Consider the following 19,503-nt stretch of genomic DNA (forward strand, 5'->3'; position numbering starts at 1 on the left):
AAAAATGAAAGACATTGAATATAGATTTTTTTCCATAAAAAAATCCATACCTAAAAACATTAAAATTTTAGCTGTATCTAAAAACCAAAATATCTCTTCTATAGAGAAACTCTATCAAATAGGACATAGAGATTTTGGAGAAAACTATGTTCAAGAAATGATCCAAAAATATCAAAAATTACCAAAAGATATTCGTTGGCATATGATTGGAGTGATTCAGAAAAATAAATTGAAATACATAGCTCCTTTCATTTATCTCATCCATAGTGTTCAAAATATGGAACATATTCAAATAATTAATAAAGAAGCATTAAAACATAATCGTGTGATCAACTGTCTATTACAAATAAAAATTTGTAATGAAAAAAATAAAGCAGGCATAACCAATCAAGAAGCTGATAATATCATGGGTAATATTATATTTCATAATATGAAGAATGTCAAAATTATTGGATTAATGGGAATGGCTACTCTTCATGGTAGTGTTCAAACAATAAGACAGGAATTTTATTCTTTAAAAAAATTATATGATGAATATCAAAAAAAATACCAACATTATATCCTTTCTATGGGAATGAGTAATGATTATCCCATAGCTATAGAATATGGGAGCACATATATTCGGTTAGGATCATCTATTTTTGGAAAAAGAGAATTAACTACCCAAAAATAGATTTTATATACTCTCGAATGCTAGATTCCAATCTATTTTTATTTAGTGATTGAATGAAAGAACTTCCTATTATTCCTCCATTTGCATATTGACATGAAAGATCAAAGCTTTTTTTATCTTGTATTCCAAATCCAATTAGTTTAGGTACATGTGGAGAAAGTTCTTGTATTCTATTAAAATAGGAAATTTGCTTTTCTCCAAAAAAAATAGGTTTTCCAGTTACAGAATTAGAAGAAACTAAATATAGAAAACCATCGGTAATTTTACTTAACAAGTAAATTCTATCTGGATCTGTTTTTGGTGTAATCAAAAATATCATAGATAACAAATGTTTTTTAAACATCTTTTGATATTTTTCTACGAAAACATTGACAGGTAAATCTGGAAAAATTAGTCCAGATATTCCGGATTCTTGACTTTCTTTTAAAAACTTTTCTTCTCCAAATTGATAAAACTGATTGTAATAACCCATAAGAATAATAGGAGTTCTTATAGAATCTTTAATCTTTTTTATTTGTGAAAATAACAAAGAAACATTCATTCCATTTTTTAACGAAATTTCATTACTATTTTGAATGACAATTCCATCTGCTAAAGGATCCGAATAGGGAATACCTATTTCAATTAAATCGACAGGAAGATCCTGTAAAGTAGTTACTATTTTTTCTGTACTACTTATGGTTGGATAACCTGCTGTGAAATAAATGCACAATATATTTTTCTTTTTTAATTCAAAAAACTTATGTAGTTTGTTCATATTTAGAAAACTTATCAAAAAACTTATTATAGACATTAATATCCTTATCTCCCCTTCCCGATAAATTAACAATAATAATATCGCTCATTTTAAACGGTATTTTTTTTAATGCAGCTAATGCATGAGCACTTTCCAATGCCGGAATAATCCCTTCTAATCGGATCAATTCATATCCTGCTTGCAAGGCTTCCTCATCTGTAGCATATAAAAAATTTACACGTTTTTTCAAAAAAAGATTTGCATGCATAGGACCGATTCCTGGATAATCTAAACCAGCTGATATAGAATAAGTAGGAAGAACTTGACCATCTTTATCCTGTAAAATAATGGTCATACTTCCATGTAATATCCCTTTAGTTCCGCAATGTATAGAAGCAGCTGTTTTTTTTGTATGTACACCTAAACCAGCTGCTTCCACTGCAATGAGATTTACAAAATTATGATCTAAAAAATGATAGAAAGATCCGGCTGCGTTACTTCCTCCACCGATACAGGCGATAACATAATTTGGAAATTTACATCCTTCTTTCTCTTCTAATTGTTTTTTTATTTCTTCACTTATAATTGATTGAAAATCCGCTACCATTTGAGGATACGGATGAGGACCTATTGTAGATCCTATTAAATAATAACATTCTGAATCATTGATCCAAAAACGAATTGCTTCATTAACTGCATCTTTAAGTGTTTTGTCTCCACTAAGAACCGGAATGACTTGAGCTCCAAGAGATTTCATTCGAAGGACATTGGAATATTGACGTTCCATATCTTTTTCTCCCATAAAAATAATACATTCTAAATTCATTAAAGCACAAGTAGTAGCTGTTGCTACTCCATGTTGTCCTGCACCTGTTTCAGCGATAATTTTTTTTTTGCCTAATGTCTTAGCTAATAATGTTTGACCTACCGTATTGTTAATTTTATGGGATCCAGTATGATTTAAATCTTCTCTTTTAAGATAAATTTTAGCTCCATATTTATCGGAATATCTTTTGCTAAAAAATAAAGGAGTAGGTCTTCCTACGTAATTCTTTAATATATCTTTAAATGATTTTTGAAATTCTGTACTTTTAATAATTTTACGATAATGAGTTTGTAATTCAATTATGTGCTCCTGTAACATTTCAGGAATAAAAGCTCCTCCAAATGAGTCATAATATCCATTTTTATCGGCTAAGTATTTCATTATTCTCTTATTTTTTTCATAAAACTATTTACTGCTATATTATTTTTTTTTCCTGGCTCTATTTCAAATTGGCTATTAATATCAATTCCAAACATTTTAGAATGCGAATGAAAAAAATTTTTAATTTTATCAAAATCCTTCATTCCTAGGCCACCACTTAAAAAAAACGGAATATCAAAATTATATTCATATAATTTTTCCCATCTAAATTTTTTTCCACTTCCTCCATAGAATCTAGTTTTAGTATCAAATAAAAAATAATCACATAGGGATATATAATCCTTGACTTTTTTGAAGGAAAAAGAATCTTCTATACTAAAGGTTTTTATCAATTTTAAGTTTTCTTTTAGTAGATATTCACAATAAAAAGGACTCTCATTTCCATGTAATTGAACAAAATCCAATTTTTTTTCTTTACTAATTTTTAATACATTATATTTTGATTCATTCACGAAAACTCCCGTTTTCAATATTCCTTTTTTTAATTTTGGAGGCATGAAATCATATCCAACAAATCTAGGAGAACTAGGATAATAAATAAAACCTAAAAAATCTGGAAATAAATCAGATATCTCTTGTACATGAAATTTCATTCCGCATACTTTTATTTTTAAATGCCTAAATTTCATTATTTATGTGATTTTTATTTTCGTAATTTTTTAATGCTTTAATCATATTTCTACAACTATTTCCAGGATCTTTATCTCTCATGAAATTTTCTCCAATTAAAAAACCTTGAAATCCATTTTTTCGTAAATCCAGAATACTTTTGATATCCGTAATTCCACTCTCTGCTATTTTCATATAATTTTTAGGAATTTTTGAAACTAGTTTTAAACAATTCTTGGAATCTACAATAAAGGTTCGCAAATTTCGATTGTTAATTCCTATGATATCTGAATTATCTGTCAATTTTTCTATTTCTTTTTCAGAATGTATTTCTATAATTACTTCTAAATCAATACTTTTTGCTAATGAAGTCAAATTTTTAATTTTTTTCTTAGAAAGAATTTCTGCTATCAATAAAATAACATCAGATCCTATAGATTTGGATTCTATAATTTGATATTCATCAATAATAAAATCTTTTCTTAATAAAGGAATAGAAACAATTGAACGTGTTTTTGTTAAATTTTCATTTTTTCCAGAAAAAAATGAAAAATCCGTAAGAATGGATATTCCACTAGCGCCAGCTTCTTCATAATCTTTGACCACTTTTTCCATGGATACTGTATCATTAATTATTCCTTTAGAAGGAGACTTACGCTTAAATTCTGCAATAATCCCAGTCCTACTTTCTTCTATTCTCCTAACTAACGAAATAGATTTTCTATTAAAGAAAATACTATTTTCCAGTTTTTGGATGGGATATAAGATTCTATTTTTAGATACTTCTTTTTGCTTTACAAAAATAATTTTATCAAGAATATTCATAAATCTAACAACTTTTTGAGAATATTTTTTGCTTTTCCACTTTCCAGAGAATATTTTGCTTTATCATAATTATGTTCAAAACTATCTTTATTTAAAAGACTCAAGGCAAATGTTGCGTTGATCAAAACAACTTCATTTTGAGCCACACTCCCTTCTCCGGACAATACTCGAATAAATATTCGTGTATTTTCTTCCGTATCTTTTCCACCTTTTAATTCCTCAGGATTTACCTTTTTTTTTCCTAATTCTTCTACAGAATAAAATTTTTCTCCATTTGTGGAATAACATTTTATATCTCCAGTAAGTGAAATTTCATCATAACCATCTAAACTGTGAACGATCGCGTAATTATTATCCGTATTTTGATATATATAATAGTACATTCTGGCTAATTCTAGATTGTGAACTCCTAATAATTGATTTTTTGGTTTTCCAGGATTCAATAATGGTCCAAGTATATTGAAAAAAGTTCTTATGCCTAGTTCTTTCCTTACAGAAGACACGAGGTCTAATGTCGGATGAAATATAGGTGCATGTAAATAACAAAATCCCACTTCTTCTAATTGTTTTCTTAATTCTTCTTCTTTATTCGTGAAATGATAACCTAACTTTTTTAAAAGATTTGAAGATCCAGTTCTAGAGGAAAAACCAAAATTTCCATGTTTGATCACTTTTTCTCCTGCTCCTGCAACGATAAAACATGCTAAAGTAGAAATATTGAAAGTATTTTTTCCATCTCCACCTGTTCCAACAATGTCAATAGCGTGAAAATCTGTTAGATTCACTGGAATACATAATTCCATCAAAGCTTGCTGAAATCCTAATATTTCTTCCAAAGAAGGTTTTCTCATGTTATAGACTGTTGCCATGGCTATGGCTTGAATAGGATTTATTTTTCCTTTTGATAGATCTATGAGAATGTTTTTAGCTTCTTCTTTTGTAAGAATTTTTTCTAAAAATAGATGATTCAGTGTTCTTGTCATAATCATTTCATATTCAACCAATTACTTATTATTTTTTCTCCATATGGAGTTAAAATAGATTCTGGATGAAATTGAACTCCACGTACATCATAAAATCTATGACGTAAAGCCATAATTTCTCCTTTATCTCCAATGGCAGTAATCTTAAGATCTTTAGGAAAATTATGTGGAGAGATAATCCATGAATGATAACGTCCAACTTGGATCTCTCTAGGAATTTTTTGAAAAAGAATTTCTTGTGGATCGACAATTTTAATTAAACTAGTCATTCCATGATAAACTTCTTTAGTGTTTAGTAAAGTGGCACCAAATACTTCTCCTATAGCTTGCTGACCTAAACAAACTCCAAAAATACTTTTAGTGGAAGCATATGTTTTTACTAAAGGTTTTAAAATATGTGCCTCATCAGGTATCCCAGGTCCTGGAGAAAGAATTATTTTGCTATATTTTTCTATATCCGAAAGTTTAATTTCATTGTTTCTAGATACTTGTACAGGATTTTTTGTAAGTTTTTTTACTGCGTGAACAAGATTGTATGTAAAAGAATCATAATTATCCAATATTAGTATTTTACTTATCATATATCATAACTTAATTCATATATTTTTAGCTAATTCTATAGCCATAAATAAGGCCATAAGTTTATTATTCACTTCTTCCAACTCTTTTTCTTCTTTAGAATCGGAAACTATACCTGCTCCAGCTTGAAAAAAAAGAATATTGTTTTTACTGACAAAAGAACGAATAACAATAGCTGTATTAATATAATTATTATTCAATCCAAAAAATCCAATAGCTCCACCATATACTCCTCTATGTTGATTCTCTATCTGATCAATCAATTCCATAGCTTTGTATTTAGGTGCTCCAGAAAGAGTTCCTGCAGGAAAAGAATCCCCAAATACTTTTATAATGGATATATTTTCTTCTAATTGTCCAGATACCTTGGATACCATATGTAATACATGTGAAAATTCTTGTATTTCCTTAAAATATTCTACTCTTACATTGGAGGAATTTCTACTTAAATCATTTCTTGCTAAATCAACTAACATAACATGTTCTGCATTCTCTTTAGGATTCTTAAAAAGATCTTCAGATAATCTTTTATCTGTATTTTCATCTCCTGATCTTCGTATCGTTCCTGCTATAGGATTTATATAAGCGATTTGATTATGAATTACTAATTGAGATTCTGGAGAAGAACCAAACAACTTGTAGTTTCCATAATCGAAATAAAACAAATACGGAGAAGGATTAATAAATCGTAAAGCACGATATACATTAAACTCATCTCCTTTAAATTTTTGTTGAAATTGACGAGATAGGACAATTTGGAACACATCTCCACGTAAACAAGCTTTTATTCCTCTATATACCATTTTTTGATATTCATGATCTGTGACGTTAGACGAACGACTTCCTATAGATTTAAAGGAAAAAACAGAAAAATTTTTTCTTCTAACTAATTCAATTAATTGATCTATAGATATATTTTCAATATTAGGAAATTGATGTTCTATTAGATACATTTCATTGTAAAATGGATGAAATATTATTAAATTTCCATAAAATCCAAATCGGATTTGTGGTAATTTATAAGATTCCTTAATAGGAGCATGAAATTGAATATTTTCAAAATATTGAATACTATCGTAAGATATATATCCATAAAACCCAGAATAATAAATGGAAGTGTTTTCGCTTTGAAATTTTTGGAAAAAATCATCAATTAAAACTGGAATATCCAATCTATTATTTATAAAAATATGTTTATGAACACAATTTGGATACGATATACGTACTACATTTTTATCTAAAATCAATTCCGAAACTGGATTAATACAAAGAATGGAAGAATATCTTTTTTTAATAGAACAATTGGAAGTTTCTAATAATAAAGTTTTCGGAAAACGATCTCTTAGTTTTAAATATAATTCTATTGGTGTAGTACTATCAGCCAAAATTTTTTTCTGAATAGTTCTAAAACTAAATTTGAACATGGTTTATAGTATTTTGACATGATGAAAAAAAGGCTGCCATAAAGACAAGCCTCAGAAATATTGTTGATATATCCCCCTTTATTCAAGGACTGACAATGAAATGAAGATTATCTATTTTTTTACTTTCGAATTTACCTAATCACAAAGATAAATAAATTTTTCATATCTATGGATATTTATAAGTAGTAGAATTGCTAATTCAATTACAATTAATTATATGAAAATATTCATTTTTACTTTCTTATTTATAGGATTTAATGTCTCTTCATCGAAGGAAATAAAAACTATGGATACAAAAAATTTTTCTATGAATATTTATCATCCCATTCCTCAAGATTATCAATACTGGACCGAAGAAAATCCTCAAAAAAATAATTTAGATATAACATCTCTTTCTATAGAAAAATATTATTCTCATAATTTTTTTAGACAAGATAACTTTGGTTCATTTCAATATCAGGAAAAAGATATCTTCATTCCTTCTTTTAATAATAAGAATCCCAACGTTTTTTTATCTCGTGAAAAAATTCGATTTTTTGACGTAAAGACTCCGCTTTCAGAGATTTTTTATATGAAGTTTCCTTATAAAATACTGGGTGGGTTCTTTACTCAAAGCCTTAATAAAAGAACAAACTATTCTATAGAATATAGAAATCTTTTTTTTCAAAAAAAACCACAAATAGAAAAACATAATAGTTTTTTCTTAATCACATTTACTACCGATCAAAATCATTCACCCGATCATTATAAATTATGGGGACATTATCTATCTCAAAATTTTTATAGGAAAAGAGAAACAAAAAAAATGTTTTGGAACACGACGAATCATGTAAATTACTTTCAAGAAAAAAAAAATTTCTTTTATCAAAGAATGGATATAAGTTTTATTCGAAAAATTTTTCCTTTTTCATCTTGGATTAAATTAGAAAATGGAAAATCTTTTTTTTTGAAAAACCATATAGAATACACAAAATATTTAAAAACTCATTTTTCTTCGAAAAAAGAATTTCCAAACAATATGATCAATATATCATATTTAAAAAATGAGTGTTTTTTAATTTTGAATCAGGAAAAATTAAATACAGAAATAGGAGTTTCTTATGATAAGATCCGTTATCAATTATTTTCAAATCATTTATTCTATGAAGTTTTTCTTAATAAGAAAGAGGATCGAGATGTAAATATATTTACAATGGAAACAAAAGTCCATTATCTTATTAACAACATGTTTAAATTTCATTCCAATGGAAAATGGATGATAGAAAATAGGGATAAATCTAGAAACCATTTGCAAGCAAATATTCAATTGGATACAATTTTTTTTCCAAAATTTTATTTTTTAACGAATTTAAACATCAACAAGAATATCTTTCCTTCTTTTATCAATTTATTTTTTTTCCAAAAAGATAATAACTGTTATAATAGAAAACAGAATAATAATATTGTATTAAACACAAAATCAATAGATTTATCTATATTTTATAAAAATATGGATTGTTCTTTTCAAATATCTCAAATAAACCGTCATTATCAAAAGGATAATGATAATAATAACCATTCTTTATCTTATTGGAAGTATATATCTTCCTGTATATTGAAAATAGGAGTGATTCATCACCTATGGAAGCTTCAATTTAACCATATGATTTTATGTCAAAAACAAAATTCGGATCAATTAATTTTTTCCATTCCAAATTTTATTTCAAGAAATACCATCTTTTACAAAGATCATTATTTTCATCAAGCATTATTAATCCAAACTGGATTTTCTATTCATTATTTTAGTAAATTTTTTTATCAAGATTTTTCCTATCCATTTGATCTGTTTCATTTTTATTTAGAAAACGAATGTTTACCAAAAAAAATAGGAGGAAGTCCTTTTGTAGATTATTTCTTGAATTTCAAGTTATTTAGAACTAACTTTTATGCGAGTATACAAAATATAGGCTTTCCTGAAGAGAATCAAAAAACTAAACAATCAAATTTATTTATTAAAATAGGTTTGTTATGGAACCTTTTTACTTAATGCTATTAATACACAAAAAATCCGTAATTTTATCCATAATGAAAGAAGTTTTTTATTTTTTATTTTTCTTTTCCATAACTTTTCTATTGTTATATTCAAAAGGAGAAAAAAAAGAGGAAATAGAAATACAAAATGTTATTAAGTATATTAAAAAATATGCTTTATTTGCTGTTGAGGAAATGGAGAAATTTGGAATACCAGCTAGCATTAAATTAGGACAGGGAATTTTAGAGTCATCTGTTGGAAATAGCTCATTAGCTAAAGCTACCAATAATCATTTTGGAATAAAATGTGGAAAAAATTGGATAGGAGATGTTTATTATCACGATGATGACTTACCAAAGGAATGTTTTCGTAAATATAATTCTGTACGAGAATCTTTTGAAGATCATTCCAAATTTTTGCAAAAACCACGTTATTCTGAATTATTTTTGCTTAAAAAAAAAGATTATCAAGGTTGGGCTATAGGCCTTAAAAAAGCGGGTTACGCTACTTCATCAAATTATGATGATCGATTAATTTATCAAATAGAAAAGTATTTTTTATGGAAATTAGATCAAGAAACATCTCAAGGAATAGAAAAACGATTAGATAAATATTTAATGACAATAATGAATCCACGATCTTCTATTTTTGATTCTTTTTTTTATAAAATTTTTCTGTTCTTTATTAAAATAAAATTATTAAAATGAATCCCAATAATTTAAAGTATAGTAACAATCATGAATGGATAGGCTTAGAGGTTAATAAAGAAAAAGCCTATATTGGAATTACTCATTTTGCCCAAAAGGAATTAGGAGATATTATCTACTTAGATATAGATGATACTATTATCGGAACGGAAGTTCAAGAAGGAAATGTTTTTGGAACCATAGAAGCCGTTAAAACAGTGTCAGATTTATTCATGCCTGTTTCCGGAAACATACTAGAACTTAATAAAGTTTTATTATCAAGACCAGAGTATATAAATAAAAATCCTTATGAAAAAGGTTGGATCCTTCAAATAAAAATTTTGGATATAAAAGAATATGATCGATTAATGTCTTTCGAAGAATACAAAAAATATATAGGAGAATAAACAATTCCTTTCCTTAATGAAAAAAACGGAAAATTTTGATTTTCTTGATAATGAAAAAATAGCAGAAAAAATAATTGACTTTAAAGATCAAAATATTACTTTTGTTCGTTTTTTTATCCCTTCGATTTATTGTAGTTCGTGCATTTCTGTTTTGGAAAACCTATCTAATCATCATAAATATATTCTTGAGTCTACTGTAGATTTTTCCAATAAAAAAGTTGGAATAATATTCAATAATAGAAATATGAAATTAAGTGAATTGGCTATTTTTCTTGAAAAAATAGGTTATAAACCATCTATCAATTCGGAATCTATCGAAGATAATCAGGAGAAAATATTTGACAGAAAATTGATAGGAAAATTAGCTATTTCTTTTTTTTGTTTTGGAAATATTATGCTTTTAGCTATTCCAGAATATGTAGGGGCATATTATGAAGATAGATGGTTTTTAGAGCACCGTAATTTTTTCCGTTACTTAATGGTCATTCTTTCTTTACCGGTAGTTTTATTTTCTCTTGTGGATCATGTCAAATATGCTCTTTTAGGATTAAAAAAACACATCTTTAATATGGATATCCCTATTACTATAGGAATAGTTGTTCTTTTTTTATGGAGTTGTTATGAAGTTTTCTTAGATATCGGATCTGGATATTTTGATAGTCTTGCTGGTTTTTCTTTTTTTTTACTTCTTAGTAGAATGTTTCAAATTCATACTCATAGAAGAATTCTATCTTTTGACCAAAATTACAAATCTTTTTATCCTATTTACGTATCAAGAATTTGCAATAATAATAAAGAAGAAAAGATTTTACTATCCTCTTTAAAAAAAGGGGATATCATTGCAATCAGAAACGAAGAAATTATTCCTGTAGATTCTATTCTAATGAAAGGAATCGCATCATTAGATAATAGTTTTATCACGGGTGAATCTCATTTAATTAATAAAAAAATTGGAGAACGGATCTATGCTGGATCTAAACAAAAAGGAGAGATTATTTATTTAAAAGTAATTAAAAATATAGATCAGAGTTATTTGAGTTTATTATGGAACAAAAAAAAATTCCATCATAAAAAATTACTCCATTTAAATTCCATATCTAATAGATTTAGTAAATATTTCACTCCTATTATTTTAATGATTTCTATCATAACAGGAATGTATTGGTCTTTTATTAATGTATCAAAAGTCTTTCAAACTACTTTTTCCGTATTAATCATCACTTGTCCTTGTGCATTAGTCCTTTCAAGTCCATTGATTTTTGGAAGCATTATCCGATTTTTTTCTAAAAATGGATTTTATGTAAAAGATATTTTTACCATGGAACGAATTTCTCATATAAGAACTTTAATTTTCGATAAAACAGGAACGATTACGGATCCGAATAAAGAAAAAGTTTTTTTTGTCGGAAATCAGCTTAGACACAAAGAAAAAAAAATGATCGCCTCTTTATTAAGAAATTCTAATCATCCTTTAAGTAAAAGAATCTTTACAGAGTTATCTATAAAAGAATATTACTATATAAATAATTTTCAAGAAATTATAGGTCAAGGAATGCAAGGGGTTATTCAAAATGTTTCAGTAAAAATTGGATCTCCAAAATATTTAGGGATTACAATAAACAATTGTAAAGAAACAACTGTAGCTGTTTCTATAAACGAAAAATTTTTCGGTTATTTCTTATTTAGAAACTTTTACCGTCAGGGAATAGAAAAAATATTCCAAAATTTGAAAAAATATAAAATTGTTATTTTATCCGGAGATAATAATGAATTAGAAAAAAAATATTTAGAATCTATTTTGCCAAAATCCAGTGAAATTATTTTTGATCAAAGTCCAGAAGATAAATTTAATTATGTAAAAAAAATCCAAATAGATGGAGAACAGGTAATGATGATTGGAGATGGAATCAATGATTATGCTGCATTAAATCAAAGTGAAGTTGGCGTTTCCATATCAGAAAATCCCAGTAGTTTTTTTCCTAGTTGTGATGCATTTATTCAATCAAATTATTTGGATAAAATTTTTTTGTTTTTAAAAATATCCAAAATAGCTACTAGATTGGTAATTGTTAATTTTATAATTAGTTTGTTTTATAATTGCATAGGAATCATGTTTGCTGTTACCGGTCATTTAAAACCTTTCATCGCTGCTATTTTAATGCCTTTAAGTTCTTTATCCGTTATTACATTTTCTATCGTATCTACTTGGATAGTTTCACGTAGATTTCTATCTTAGCTGAGATAAAATAAAACTTGTTTATTTGTATTATTGATTATATGGATATATTAATTATTATGATATTGTCTAGTCTTTCTTTAGGAGTAATTTTTCTTATAATTTTTTTAATAAGTCTTTATTATGGTCAGTTTGATGATTATGAATCTCCTCGAATTAGAATTTTAATAGATGATACTTATAAAGAAAAAAATTAATAATAATTCTATATTATTATGATTATGAAAATAGAAACGAACTATTACAACAATCGTATTGTAAAAGCTTTCCTGTATGCTACAATATTTTGGGCTGTTGTTGGATTTTTTGCAGGTTTGGTCATTGCACTTCTCTTATTTTATCCAGAATTACCCGAATTTTTATTGGGGAGTAGATTAAAAAATTCTCAAGGAGTCATGGGATTTGGCCGTTGGAGAATGTTACATACTAGTACGGCTGTATTTGCTTTTGTAGGGAATGTAATTTTTACAGGTTCTTATTATTCTTTACAACGTCTATTGAAAACAAGAATTTTCAGTGATATTCTTAGTTGGATTCATTTTTGGGGATGGCAAATTTTCATTTTTTTTACTTGGATTACTTTTTTGTTTGGAATCAATACTAGTAAAGAATATGCTGAACATGAATGGCCTATAGATATATGGATTTTTTGTATTTGGATTATTTATGGGATAAATATGATAGGAAGTATTTTAAAAAGAAAAATACAACATCTATATGTAAGCATTTGGTTCTTTTTGGGAACATGGGTTGCTGTAGCCATGTTACACCTATTTAATAATCTTGAATTACCTATTGATCTTCTCTCTTTCAAAAGTTATTCTATATATGCAGGAGTTCAGGATGCTTTAATGCAATGGTGGTATGGACATAATGCTGTTGCATTTATTTTAACGACTCCTATACTTGGATTAATGTATTATTTTGTTCCAAAAGCTTCTAATCAACCTATTTTTTCATATAAACTTTCTATTATCCATTTTTGGTCCTTAATATTTATTTATATCTGGGCTGGTCCACATCATCTCATGTATACATCTCTTCCTAATTGGGCTCAAATGTTGGGAACTATTTTTTCTATTATGCTCATTGCTCCTTCTTGGGGTGGAATGTTAAATGGATTACTCACTTTAAGAGGAGATTGGGAAAAAGTGAAAAAAGATCCTGTTTTAAAATTTTTTGTGGTAGGAATTATTTGTTATGGAATGGCTACTTTTGAAGGGCCTATGTTAGCTACTAAAACCTTAAATTCCATTGGACATTTTACAGACTGGATTATTGCTCATGTTCATTTAGGAACTTTAGGTTGGAATGGATTCATGGCTTTTGGAGTAATTTATTGGTTGACACAAAAATTATGGAATACAAAACTGTATTCTATATCATTAGCAAATATTCATTTTTGGTTAGGAATGTTGGGTATCATCTTATATATTTTTCCACTGTATTGTGGTTCCGTATTACAAGCTGAAATGTGGAAAAAATTTAATCCTGATGGAACTTTAGCATATAAAAACTTTTTGGATACAGTTATATCAATTATTCCTTTTTATCAAATAAGATTTATCGGTGGGATGATCTATTTTATAGGTTTTATTATAATGATTTATAATCTATATAAGACGATGAATGCAGGATCCTTTGTTAATGATGAGGCTTTTCAATGGATTCATTTGTACGATAAGAAAATCGAAAAAAAAGAAAAATTTCATAGTTGGTTAGAACAAAAACCCATATTATTCACTATTTTTTCTTTCATAGCAGTCGCTATTGGAGGATTTATAGAGATAATTCCTACTTTAGTGATAAAATCGAATGTTCCTACTATTTCTAGTATAAAGCCTTATAAAGCTCTTGAATTAGAAGGTCGAGATTTATTTGTAAGGGAAGGTTGTAATGCTTGTCATAGTGCACAGGTTCGTCCTTTTCGAGATGAAGTCGTTCGTTATGGAGAATATTCAAAAGCTGGAGAATTTGTATACGATCATCCATTTCTATGGGGGTCTAAACGTACTGGACCTGATCTAGCCAGAGAGGGAGGAAAAAACCCTAATTCTTGGCATTTCAACCATATGTACAACCCACGCTCTACATCTCCAGGATCTATTATGCCTAGATATCCTTGGCTTATTTGTAACAAATTAGACAGATCTAATACAGAAAAAAAAATAAAAGCTATGGTTAAATTAGGAGTTCCGTATACTTTGGAATACATAAAAAATATGCATCAAGATATGGATATTCAAGCTAATAAAATTGTATCTGATATTTATAAGGAATACCCAAGTTTAAAAAAAGAAATAGAAAGACAGAAAGAAAAAGAAAAAGATAAATTTATTCCTTTGGAAAAAAGAGAGATTATAGCACTTATTGCTTATTTACAACGTTTAGGTATAGATATTAAATCTTGAAATATTAATGATAAGTTTTTTGAAAAAATATTTAGCAACAGAAAAATCTATTGGAATATTTCAATCTATTATGTTAATTTTATTCTTATTTGCTTTTTTTTTCATTTTGTTTTTGGTTTTTTCAAAACCTAAGAAATATTATCAAAAAATAAGTATACTTCCTTTGGAAGATAAAAAACAGGAGTCTATATGAGATCAAAAATTCCTTTTTTTATTATTATTCCTTCGGTTTTATCCGTTATAATGTTTATGTTCTATGTGTTTTTAGGTTTTAATCATCAAATTTACATAGTTCATCCAGTTACTATATCCTTTTTTGTTGTTATAACGATATTGTTATTTATTTTAGATTCTATTGAGAATTTAATCTTTCGTAGAAAACTAAAATTTCTTACAGAAGAAGAAAGACGAAAAATTTTTGAAGAAAATGAAGGAAATTATTTTTATAGGCTCTATAAATTTATATTTCATGATCCTAAAAAAAAGAGTCAAGAGGTAAAAAAAATAGATCATGGATTTGATGGGATTCTGGAATTAGATAATAAATTGCCGATGTGGTGGGTTCATCTTTTTTATCTTACAATTATTTTTTCTACAATTTATTTTTTTTCTTGTTTATTCACAGATTTTTCTAATCCTTATAAAGAATATGAAGTCGCTTATCAAAATCAACTTAAAGAAATAGAAATTTTTGAAAAAAATACGCCACAAGTAACTGTAGAAAATGCTTTTTTTGATCAAAAATTTGTTGATAGCGGAAAAACTCTTTTTGAAGAAAATTGTGCGACTTGTCACCAATCGGATGGAAGTGGAAACATAGGTCCTAATTTAACAGATGATTACTGGATAAACATAATGGATAAAAATTTATTTAAGAATATATTTTCTATTATATGGTATGGAAGCAAGAATAATCCTACTATGCGTGCTTTTGGTCAATCAGGTGAGATTAAAGGAAATGATATTCAGAAAATATCTAGTTATGTTTATTTCATCAATACACAATTAAAGAAGCCTATAAAAAATAAAGCTCCTCAAGGTAAGAAAATTATAGATTGGGATAAATTGTGAATGAATTTATGAAATAAACGTTATAAGTTTGGATAATGAAAATAAAATTCAGTTGGGAAACAGGAATTGTATTATCTTTGGTTATTTTTATAATTTTCATCACTTATATTGCGTTTTTTTTTCCTCATGTAGGAAGTGAACTTGTATCAGATAAGTATTATGAAGAAGAAATGAGATATCAAGAAATTATAAATGAAAAGAAAAATGTATTAAAACTTCCTAATAAAATTAAAATATTCATCTTATCTTCTGGAATTAAAATTATATTTCCACCAATATTAGATAATATTCATGGTTTTTTTACTTTATTCCGATCTTCGTCTAAAGATTTAGATATCACCAAGTCTTTTAAGATGTTTAGATCTTCAAGTAAGATATTATTTATTCCAAAAACACTTTTGAAAAAAGGATATTATAAACTTATAATCAGATGGAAATCTGGTGAAAAAAGATTCTTTTTTGAGAAAGATTTGTTTTGGTTATCATAAATAATATTTACTTACTTGTACTACCTTTTTTTATCTGTTTTCAGAATTATTAATATTTAGCATAATGAGAAAAAATATAAATAGTCTTCGTGAAGAATCTTTAAACTATCATAGTCAATTTCCTTCTGGAAAAATTCAAATTTCTCCCACAAAAAAATATAGTAGTCAAAGAGATTTATCCCTAGCGTATTCTCCAGGAGTGGCGGAACCTTGCAAAGAAATAGCTCGTTCATCTATAGAAGTATATAAATACACCTCTAAAGGAAATCTTGTAGCTGTTATTACTAATGGAAGTGCCGTTCTTGGTCTTGGAAATATAGGAGCTTTAGCTTCTAAACCTGTTATGGAAGGAAAAGCTCTTTTATTTAAAATATTTTCTGGAATTGATGTATTTGACATAGAAATTGATGAATCTGATCCAGAAAAATTCATAGATGTGGTAAAAGCTATAGCTCCAACTTTTGGAGGAATCAATTTAGAAGATATAAAAGCTCCAGAAGCATTTGAAATTGAACGAAGGTTGAAATCTGAACTAAATATTCCAGTTATGCATGACGATCAACATGGAACGGCTATTATTTCAGGAGCTGCATTACTGAATGCTATCACTTATGTTGGAAAAAATATTCAAGACATAAAAATGGTAGTTAGTGGAGCCGGAGCTGCCGCTATTTCTTGCACAAGGACATATAAACAACTTGGAATGAAATCTGAAAATATTCTTATGTTCGATAGCAAAGGTTTATTACATGTTTCACGAACAGACTTGAATCAAGAAAAGAAAGAATTCTCTGTAAACACTTCTTTAATTCAAAATTTAGAAGAGGCTATTAAAAACGCCGATGTTTTTATAGGTTTATCCGTAGGTGGGATATTAACTCCAGATATGTTAAAAAGTATGGCTAAAGATCCGATTGTATTTGCTATGGCAAATCCTGATCCTGAAATTGATTATAATCTAGCCGTAAAAATACGTCCAGACGTTATTGTAGCTACTGGAAGAAGTGATTATCCAAATCAGGTAAATAATGTACTAGGATTTCCTTATATTTTTAGAGGAGCTTTGGATGTACAAGCTAGTATGATCAATGATGAAATGAAATTAGCAGCTGTTCATGCTATTGCTTCTTTGGCAAAGGAACCTGTTCCAGAACAAGTAAATATTGTTTATAATAAAAAAAATATTTCTTTTGGAAGAGAATATATTATTCCTAAACCTTTTGACAATCGATTGATTACTCGTGTTGCACCTGCTGTAGCTAAAGCAGCTATGGATTCTGGAGTAGCGAGAAATCCTATTTTAGATTGGAAAGTCTATCAAGAAAAATTACTCGATAGAATGGGATACGAAAGTAAAATGCTTCGAATGATTCAAAATAGAGCACGTACAAATCCGAAAAAAGTAGTCTTTTGCAATGGAGAAGAATATGACGTTTTGAAATCCGTTCAGATTTTAAGTGAAGAAGGGATAGTATCTATTCCTATTGTTTTAGGAAATGAAGATCGTATAAAACGTTTAATACGTGAAAATAATTTAGATGTAGAATTAATCATTATAGATCCTGAAAAAGAAGAACATAGAGAAAAATTAGAATATTACGCTAACATTCTTTGGAAAAGAAGAAATAGAAAAGGATTAACTCTATACGATGCAAAAATTCGCATGCGAACCAATGATCACTTTGGAGCCATGATGGTGGATCAAGGAGAGGCAGATGCCGTAATTACAGGATATTCCAGGAGTTTTTCATTAAGTTTACGACCTATGTTAGAAGTTATTGGAAGAGCTGATTCTGTTCATAAAACAGCAGGAATGATGATTTTGTTAACGAAACGTGGTCCTTTATTTTTAGCCGATACGGCTGTCATTCCAAATCCAACTAGTGAAGAATTAGCTAGAATTGCTCTAATGGCGGCTCATGTTGTTAAAGGTTTTGATATAGAGCCCCATATAGCTATGTTATCCTTTCAAAATTTTTCATCAAGTTCTAAAACTTCTTCTAAAGTATCCCAAACTGTTGCTTTTTTACATAAAAAATATCCAGATCTAATAGTAGATGGAGAGTTACAACCTGATTTCGCTTTGAATGAATTTTTATTAGCCAGCAAATTTCCTTTTTCCAAACTTGTTAAAAAAAGAGCAAATATTTTTATTTTTCCAAATTTAGAATCAGGAAATCTAACTTATAAATTTATTAGGGGGTTAGGGAATATTCAAACTATTGGTCCTGTGATGTTAGGAATGAGAAAACCCGCACACGTAATGCAAATGCAATCAAATATAGAAGAAATAGTGAATTTAGCCACTTTATCCGTAATAGATGCACAAATTAGAAAAAATTAGAAATATGTCTTTTTACAAGTTTTCCAAAAAGAATTTTAATTTGTTCGTTAAAAAACGGAGAAATAGAACTAGATGTATAAAAAATGGGATTATTATTCCATGTCGAATGAAGGCATAATAAATTATTTTCATATAATTTATTTTTGATTTCCTGAACTACAATTTTTGGAATGTCAATTAAACGGACTTTTCCATGGTAAAAATTATCTATTTCCTTTTTCAGAAATAAATAATGAGTGCAAGCCAATAATAACGTATCTATTGATTTAAAATGATTTAAATATTTTTTTATAAGATAATTTATCTGATTTTTTTCAAATCCATTCTCAATGATTGTAGCTAATAAAGGCGTAGATATTTGAACAATGTCTAAATGAGGACAATATTTTTTAATGTTTTTTTGATAAAAGTTAGAACGAATTGTAGCAGGGGTCGCCATTATCCCTATTTTTTTAGAATAAATTAACACTTTATTTTTTACTATAGGTTCTATAACATTGAATATTAATATTTTTTTCAAAAATTCTTTTTGTATGATATCTAAAGCATTAGATACTATAGAATTACAAGCTATTACTATAGCTTTACATTTTTTTTCATAAAGAAAAGAAGCTATTTTCATAGAATGATTTCTAATAAATTCTTTAGACTTATTTCCATAAGGCATGTTTTTAGTATCTCCAAAATAAATTATACATTCATTAGGCATATAATTTTTAATTTCTTTGGCTATAAGGAGTCCTCCAATTCCAGAATCAAATATTCCTATCGGAGAACATGGACTTATTCTCATTTTTTATGATTTTAAAATGA

Annotated in this window: 19 protein-coding genes; 11 read left to right on the forward strand and 8 right to left on the reverse strand. The window is 27.5% G+C overall.

Annotated features, from left to right (window positions below; all coding sequences use genetic code 11):
- Positions 1 to 4: 4 nt before the first annotated feature.
- On the forward strand, positions 5 to 673 hold the full coding sequence (locus H0H60_RS01080) for a YggS family pyridoxal phosphate-dependent enzyme (RefSeq protein WP_185862874.1): 669 nt from the start codon (positions 5 to 7) through the stop codon (positions 671 to 673).
- Here the strand turns inward: H0H60_RS01080 and trpA are convergent.
- From trpA to H0H60_RS01115, 7 genes are read right to left on the reverse strand one after another with little or no spacing between them, the layout of a single operon-like run.
- Positions 660 to 1,430, reverse strand: coding sequence for a tryptophan synthase subunit alpha (gene trpA, locus H0H60_RS01085; protein WP_185862875.1), 771 nt, complete (start codon positions 1,428 to 1,430; stop codon positions 660 to 662). The genes H0H60_RS01080 and trpA overlap by 14 nt on opposite strands.
- On the reverse strand, positions 1,414 to 2,616 hold the full coding sequence (gene trpB / locus H0H60_RS01090; protein ID WP_185862876.1) for a tryptophan synthase subunit beta: 1,203 nt from the start codon (positions 2,614 to 2,616) through the stop codon (positions 1,414 to 1,416). The genes trpA and trpB overlap by 17 nt, the downstream gene beginning before the upstream one ends.
- Positions 2,616 to 3,209: a phosphoribosylanthranilate isomerase gene (gene trpF / locus H0H60_RS01095; RefSeq protein WP_238784911.1), complete on the reverse strand. Its 594-nt coding sequence runs from the start codon at positions 3,207 to 3,209 to the stop codon at positions 2,616 to 2,618. The genes trpB and trpF overlap by 1 nt, the downstream gene beginning before the upstream one ends.
- 25 nt (positions 3,210 to 3,234) lie before the next feature.
- On the reverse strand, positions 3,235 to 4,050 hold the full coding sequence (trpC, locus tag H0H60_RS01100) for an indole-3-glycerol phosphate synthase TrpC (protein WP_185862878.1): 816 nt from the start codon (positions 4,048 to 4,050) through the stop codon (positions 3,235 to 3,237).
- Entirely contained in the window at positions 4,047 to 5,033 is a 987-nt protein-coding gene (trpD, locus tag H0H60_RS01105; protein WP_185862879.1) for an anthranilate phosphoribosyltransferase, read from the reverse strand. The genes trpC and trpD overlap by 4 nt, the downstream gene beginning before the upstream one ends.
- Before the next feature lie 2 nt (positions 5,034 to 5,035).
- Positions 5,036 to 5,614 (reverse strand): anthranilate synthase component II, encoded by a 579-nt coding sequence (locus H0H60_RS01110; RefSeq protein ID WP_185862880.1) that lies wholly within the window; start codon positions 5,612 to 5,614, stop codon positions 5,036 to 5,038.
- 15 nt (positions 5,615 to 5,629) lie between these two features.
- A complete protein-coding gene (locus H0H60_RS01115) occupies positions 5,630 to 7,036 on the reverse strand; it encodes an anthranilate synthase component I family protein (RefSeq protein WP_185862881.1) in 1,407 nt (468 codons plus the stop codon).
- Positions 7,037 to 7,253: 217 nt separating this feature from the next.
- Between H0H60_RS01115 and H0H60_RS01120 the strand changes: the two genes are divergently transcribed.
- The 10 genes from H0H60_RS01120 (at position 7,254) to H0H60_RS01165 (ending at position 18,690) form a co-directional block, all read left to right on the forward strand.
- The gene (locus H0H60_RS01120; RefSeq protein ID WP_185862882.1) at positions 7,254 to 9,062 is read left to right on the forward strand and encodes a putative porin; all 1,809 of its coding nucleotides are present in this window, start codon (positions 7,254 to 7,256) and stop codon (positions 9,060 to 9,062) included.
- 38 nt (positions 9,063 to 9,100) lie between these two features.
- Positions 9,101 to 9,754 carry a glycoside hydrolase family 73 protein gene (locus tag H0H60_RS01125; RefSeq protein ID WP_185862883.1) on the forward strand — a complete coding sequence of 218 codons (654 nt, stop codon included), beginning with the start codon at positions 9,101 to 9,103 and terminating at the stop codon, positions 9,752 to 9,754.
- Entirely contained in the window at positions 9,751 to 10,140 is a 390-nt protein-coding gene (gcvH, locus tag H0H60_RS01130; protein ID WP_185862884.1) for a glycine cleavage system protein GcvH, read from the forward strand. The genes H0H60_RS01125 and gcvH overlap by 4 nt, the downstream gene beginning before the upstream one ends.
- Before the next feature lie 16 nt (positions 10,141 to 10,156).
- On the forward strand, positions 10,157 to 12,376 hold the full coding sequence (locus H0H60_RS01135) for a heavy metal translocating P-type ATPase (RefSeq protein ID WP_185862885.1): 2,220 nt from the start codon (positions 10,157 to 10,159) through the stop codon (positions 12,374 to 12,376).
- A 59-nt stretch (positions 12,377 to 12,435) separates the two neighbouring features.
- Positions 12,436 to 12,573, forward strand: a complete 138-nt coding sequence (gene ccoS / locus H0H60_RS01140; protein WP_317168476.1) for a cbb3-type cytochrome oxidase assembly protein CcoS — start codon at positions 12,436 to 12,438, stop codon at positions 12,571 to 12,573.
- 24 nt (positions 12,574 to 12,597) lie between these two features.
- On the forward strand, positions 12,598 to 14,787 hold the full coding sequence (gene ccoN / locus H0H60_RS01145) for a cytochrome-c oxidase, cbb3-type subunit I (RefSeq protein WP_185862887.1): 2,190 nt from the start codon (positions 12,598 to 12,600) through the stop codon (positions 14,785 to 14,787).
- Positions 14,788 to 14,806: 19 nt separating this feature from the next.
- Complete coding sequence (locus H0H60_RS01150) at positions 14,807 to 14,980, forward strand: cytochrome oxidase (protein WP_238784912.1); 174 nt, start codon at positions 14,807 to 14,809, stop codon at positions 14,978 to 14,980.
- Positions 14,977 to 15,858: a cbb3-type cytochrome c oxidase N-terminal domain-containing protein gene (locus tag H0H60_RS01155; RefSeq protein WP_185862889.1), complete on the forward strand. Its 882-nt coding sequence runs from the start codon at positions 14,977 to 14,979 to the stop codon at positions 15,856 to 15,858. Before H0H60_RS01150 ends, H0H60_RS01155 begins: the two co-directional genes overlap by 4 nt.
- A 35-nt stretch (positions 15,859 to 15,893) precedes the next feature.
- On the forward strand, positions 15,894 to 16,346 hold the full coding sequence (locus H0H60_RS01160) for a FixH family protein (protein ID WP_185862890.1): 453 nt from the start codon (positions 15,894 to 15,896) through the stop codon (positions 16,344 to 16,346).
- Positions 16,347 to 16,410: 64 nt separating this feature from the next.
- The gene (locus H0H60_RS01165) at positions 16,411 to 18,690 is read left to right on the forward strand and encodes an NADP-dependent malic enzyme (RefSeq protein ID WP_185862891.1); all 2,280 of its coding nucleotides are present in this window, start codon (positions 16,411 to 16,413) and stop codon (positions 18,688 to 18,690) included.
- On the opposite strand, the gene murI is transcribed toward H0H60_RS01165, so the two are convergent.
- On the reverse strand, positions 18,677 to 19,483 hold the full coding sequence (gene murI / locus H0H60_RS01170) for a glutamate racemase (protein WP_185862892.1): 807 nt from the start codon (positions 19,481 to 19,483) through the stop codon (positions 18,677 to 18,679). The two genes, H0H60_RS01165 and murI, sit on opposite strands and share 14 nt — an antisense overlap.
- Positions 19,484 to 19,503 lie beyond the last annotated feature (20 nt).

The organism is Blattabacterium cuenoti (assembly GCF_014251735.1).
In the GTDB taxonomy this organism is placed as follows: Bacteria; Bacteroidota; Bacteroidia; order Flavobacteriales; family Blattabacteriaceae; genus Blattabacterium; species Blattabacterium cuenoti_C.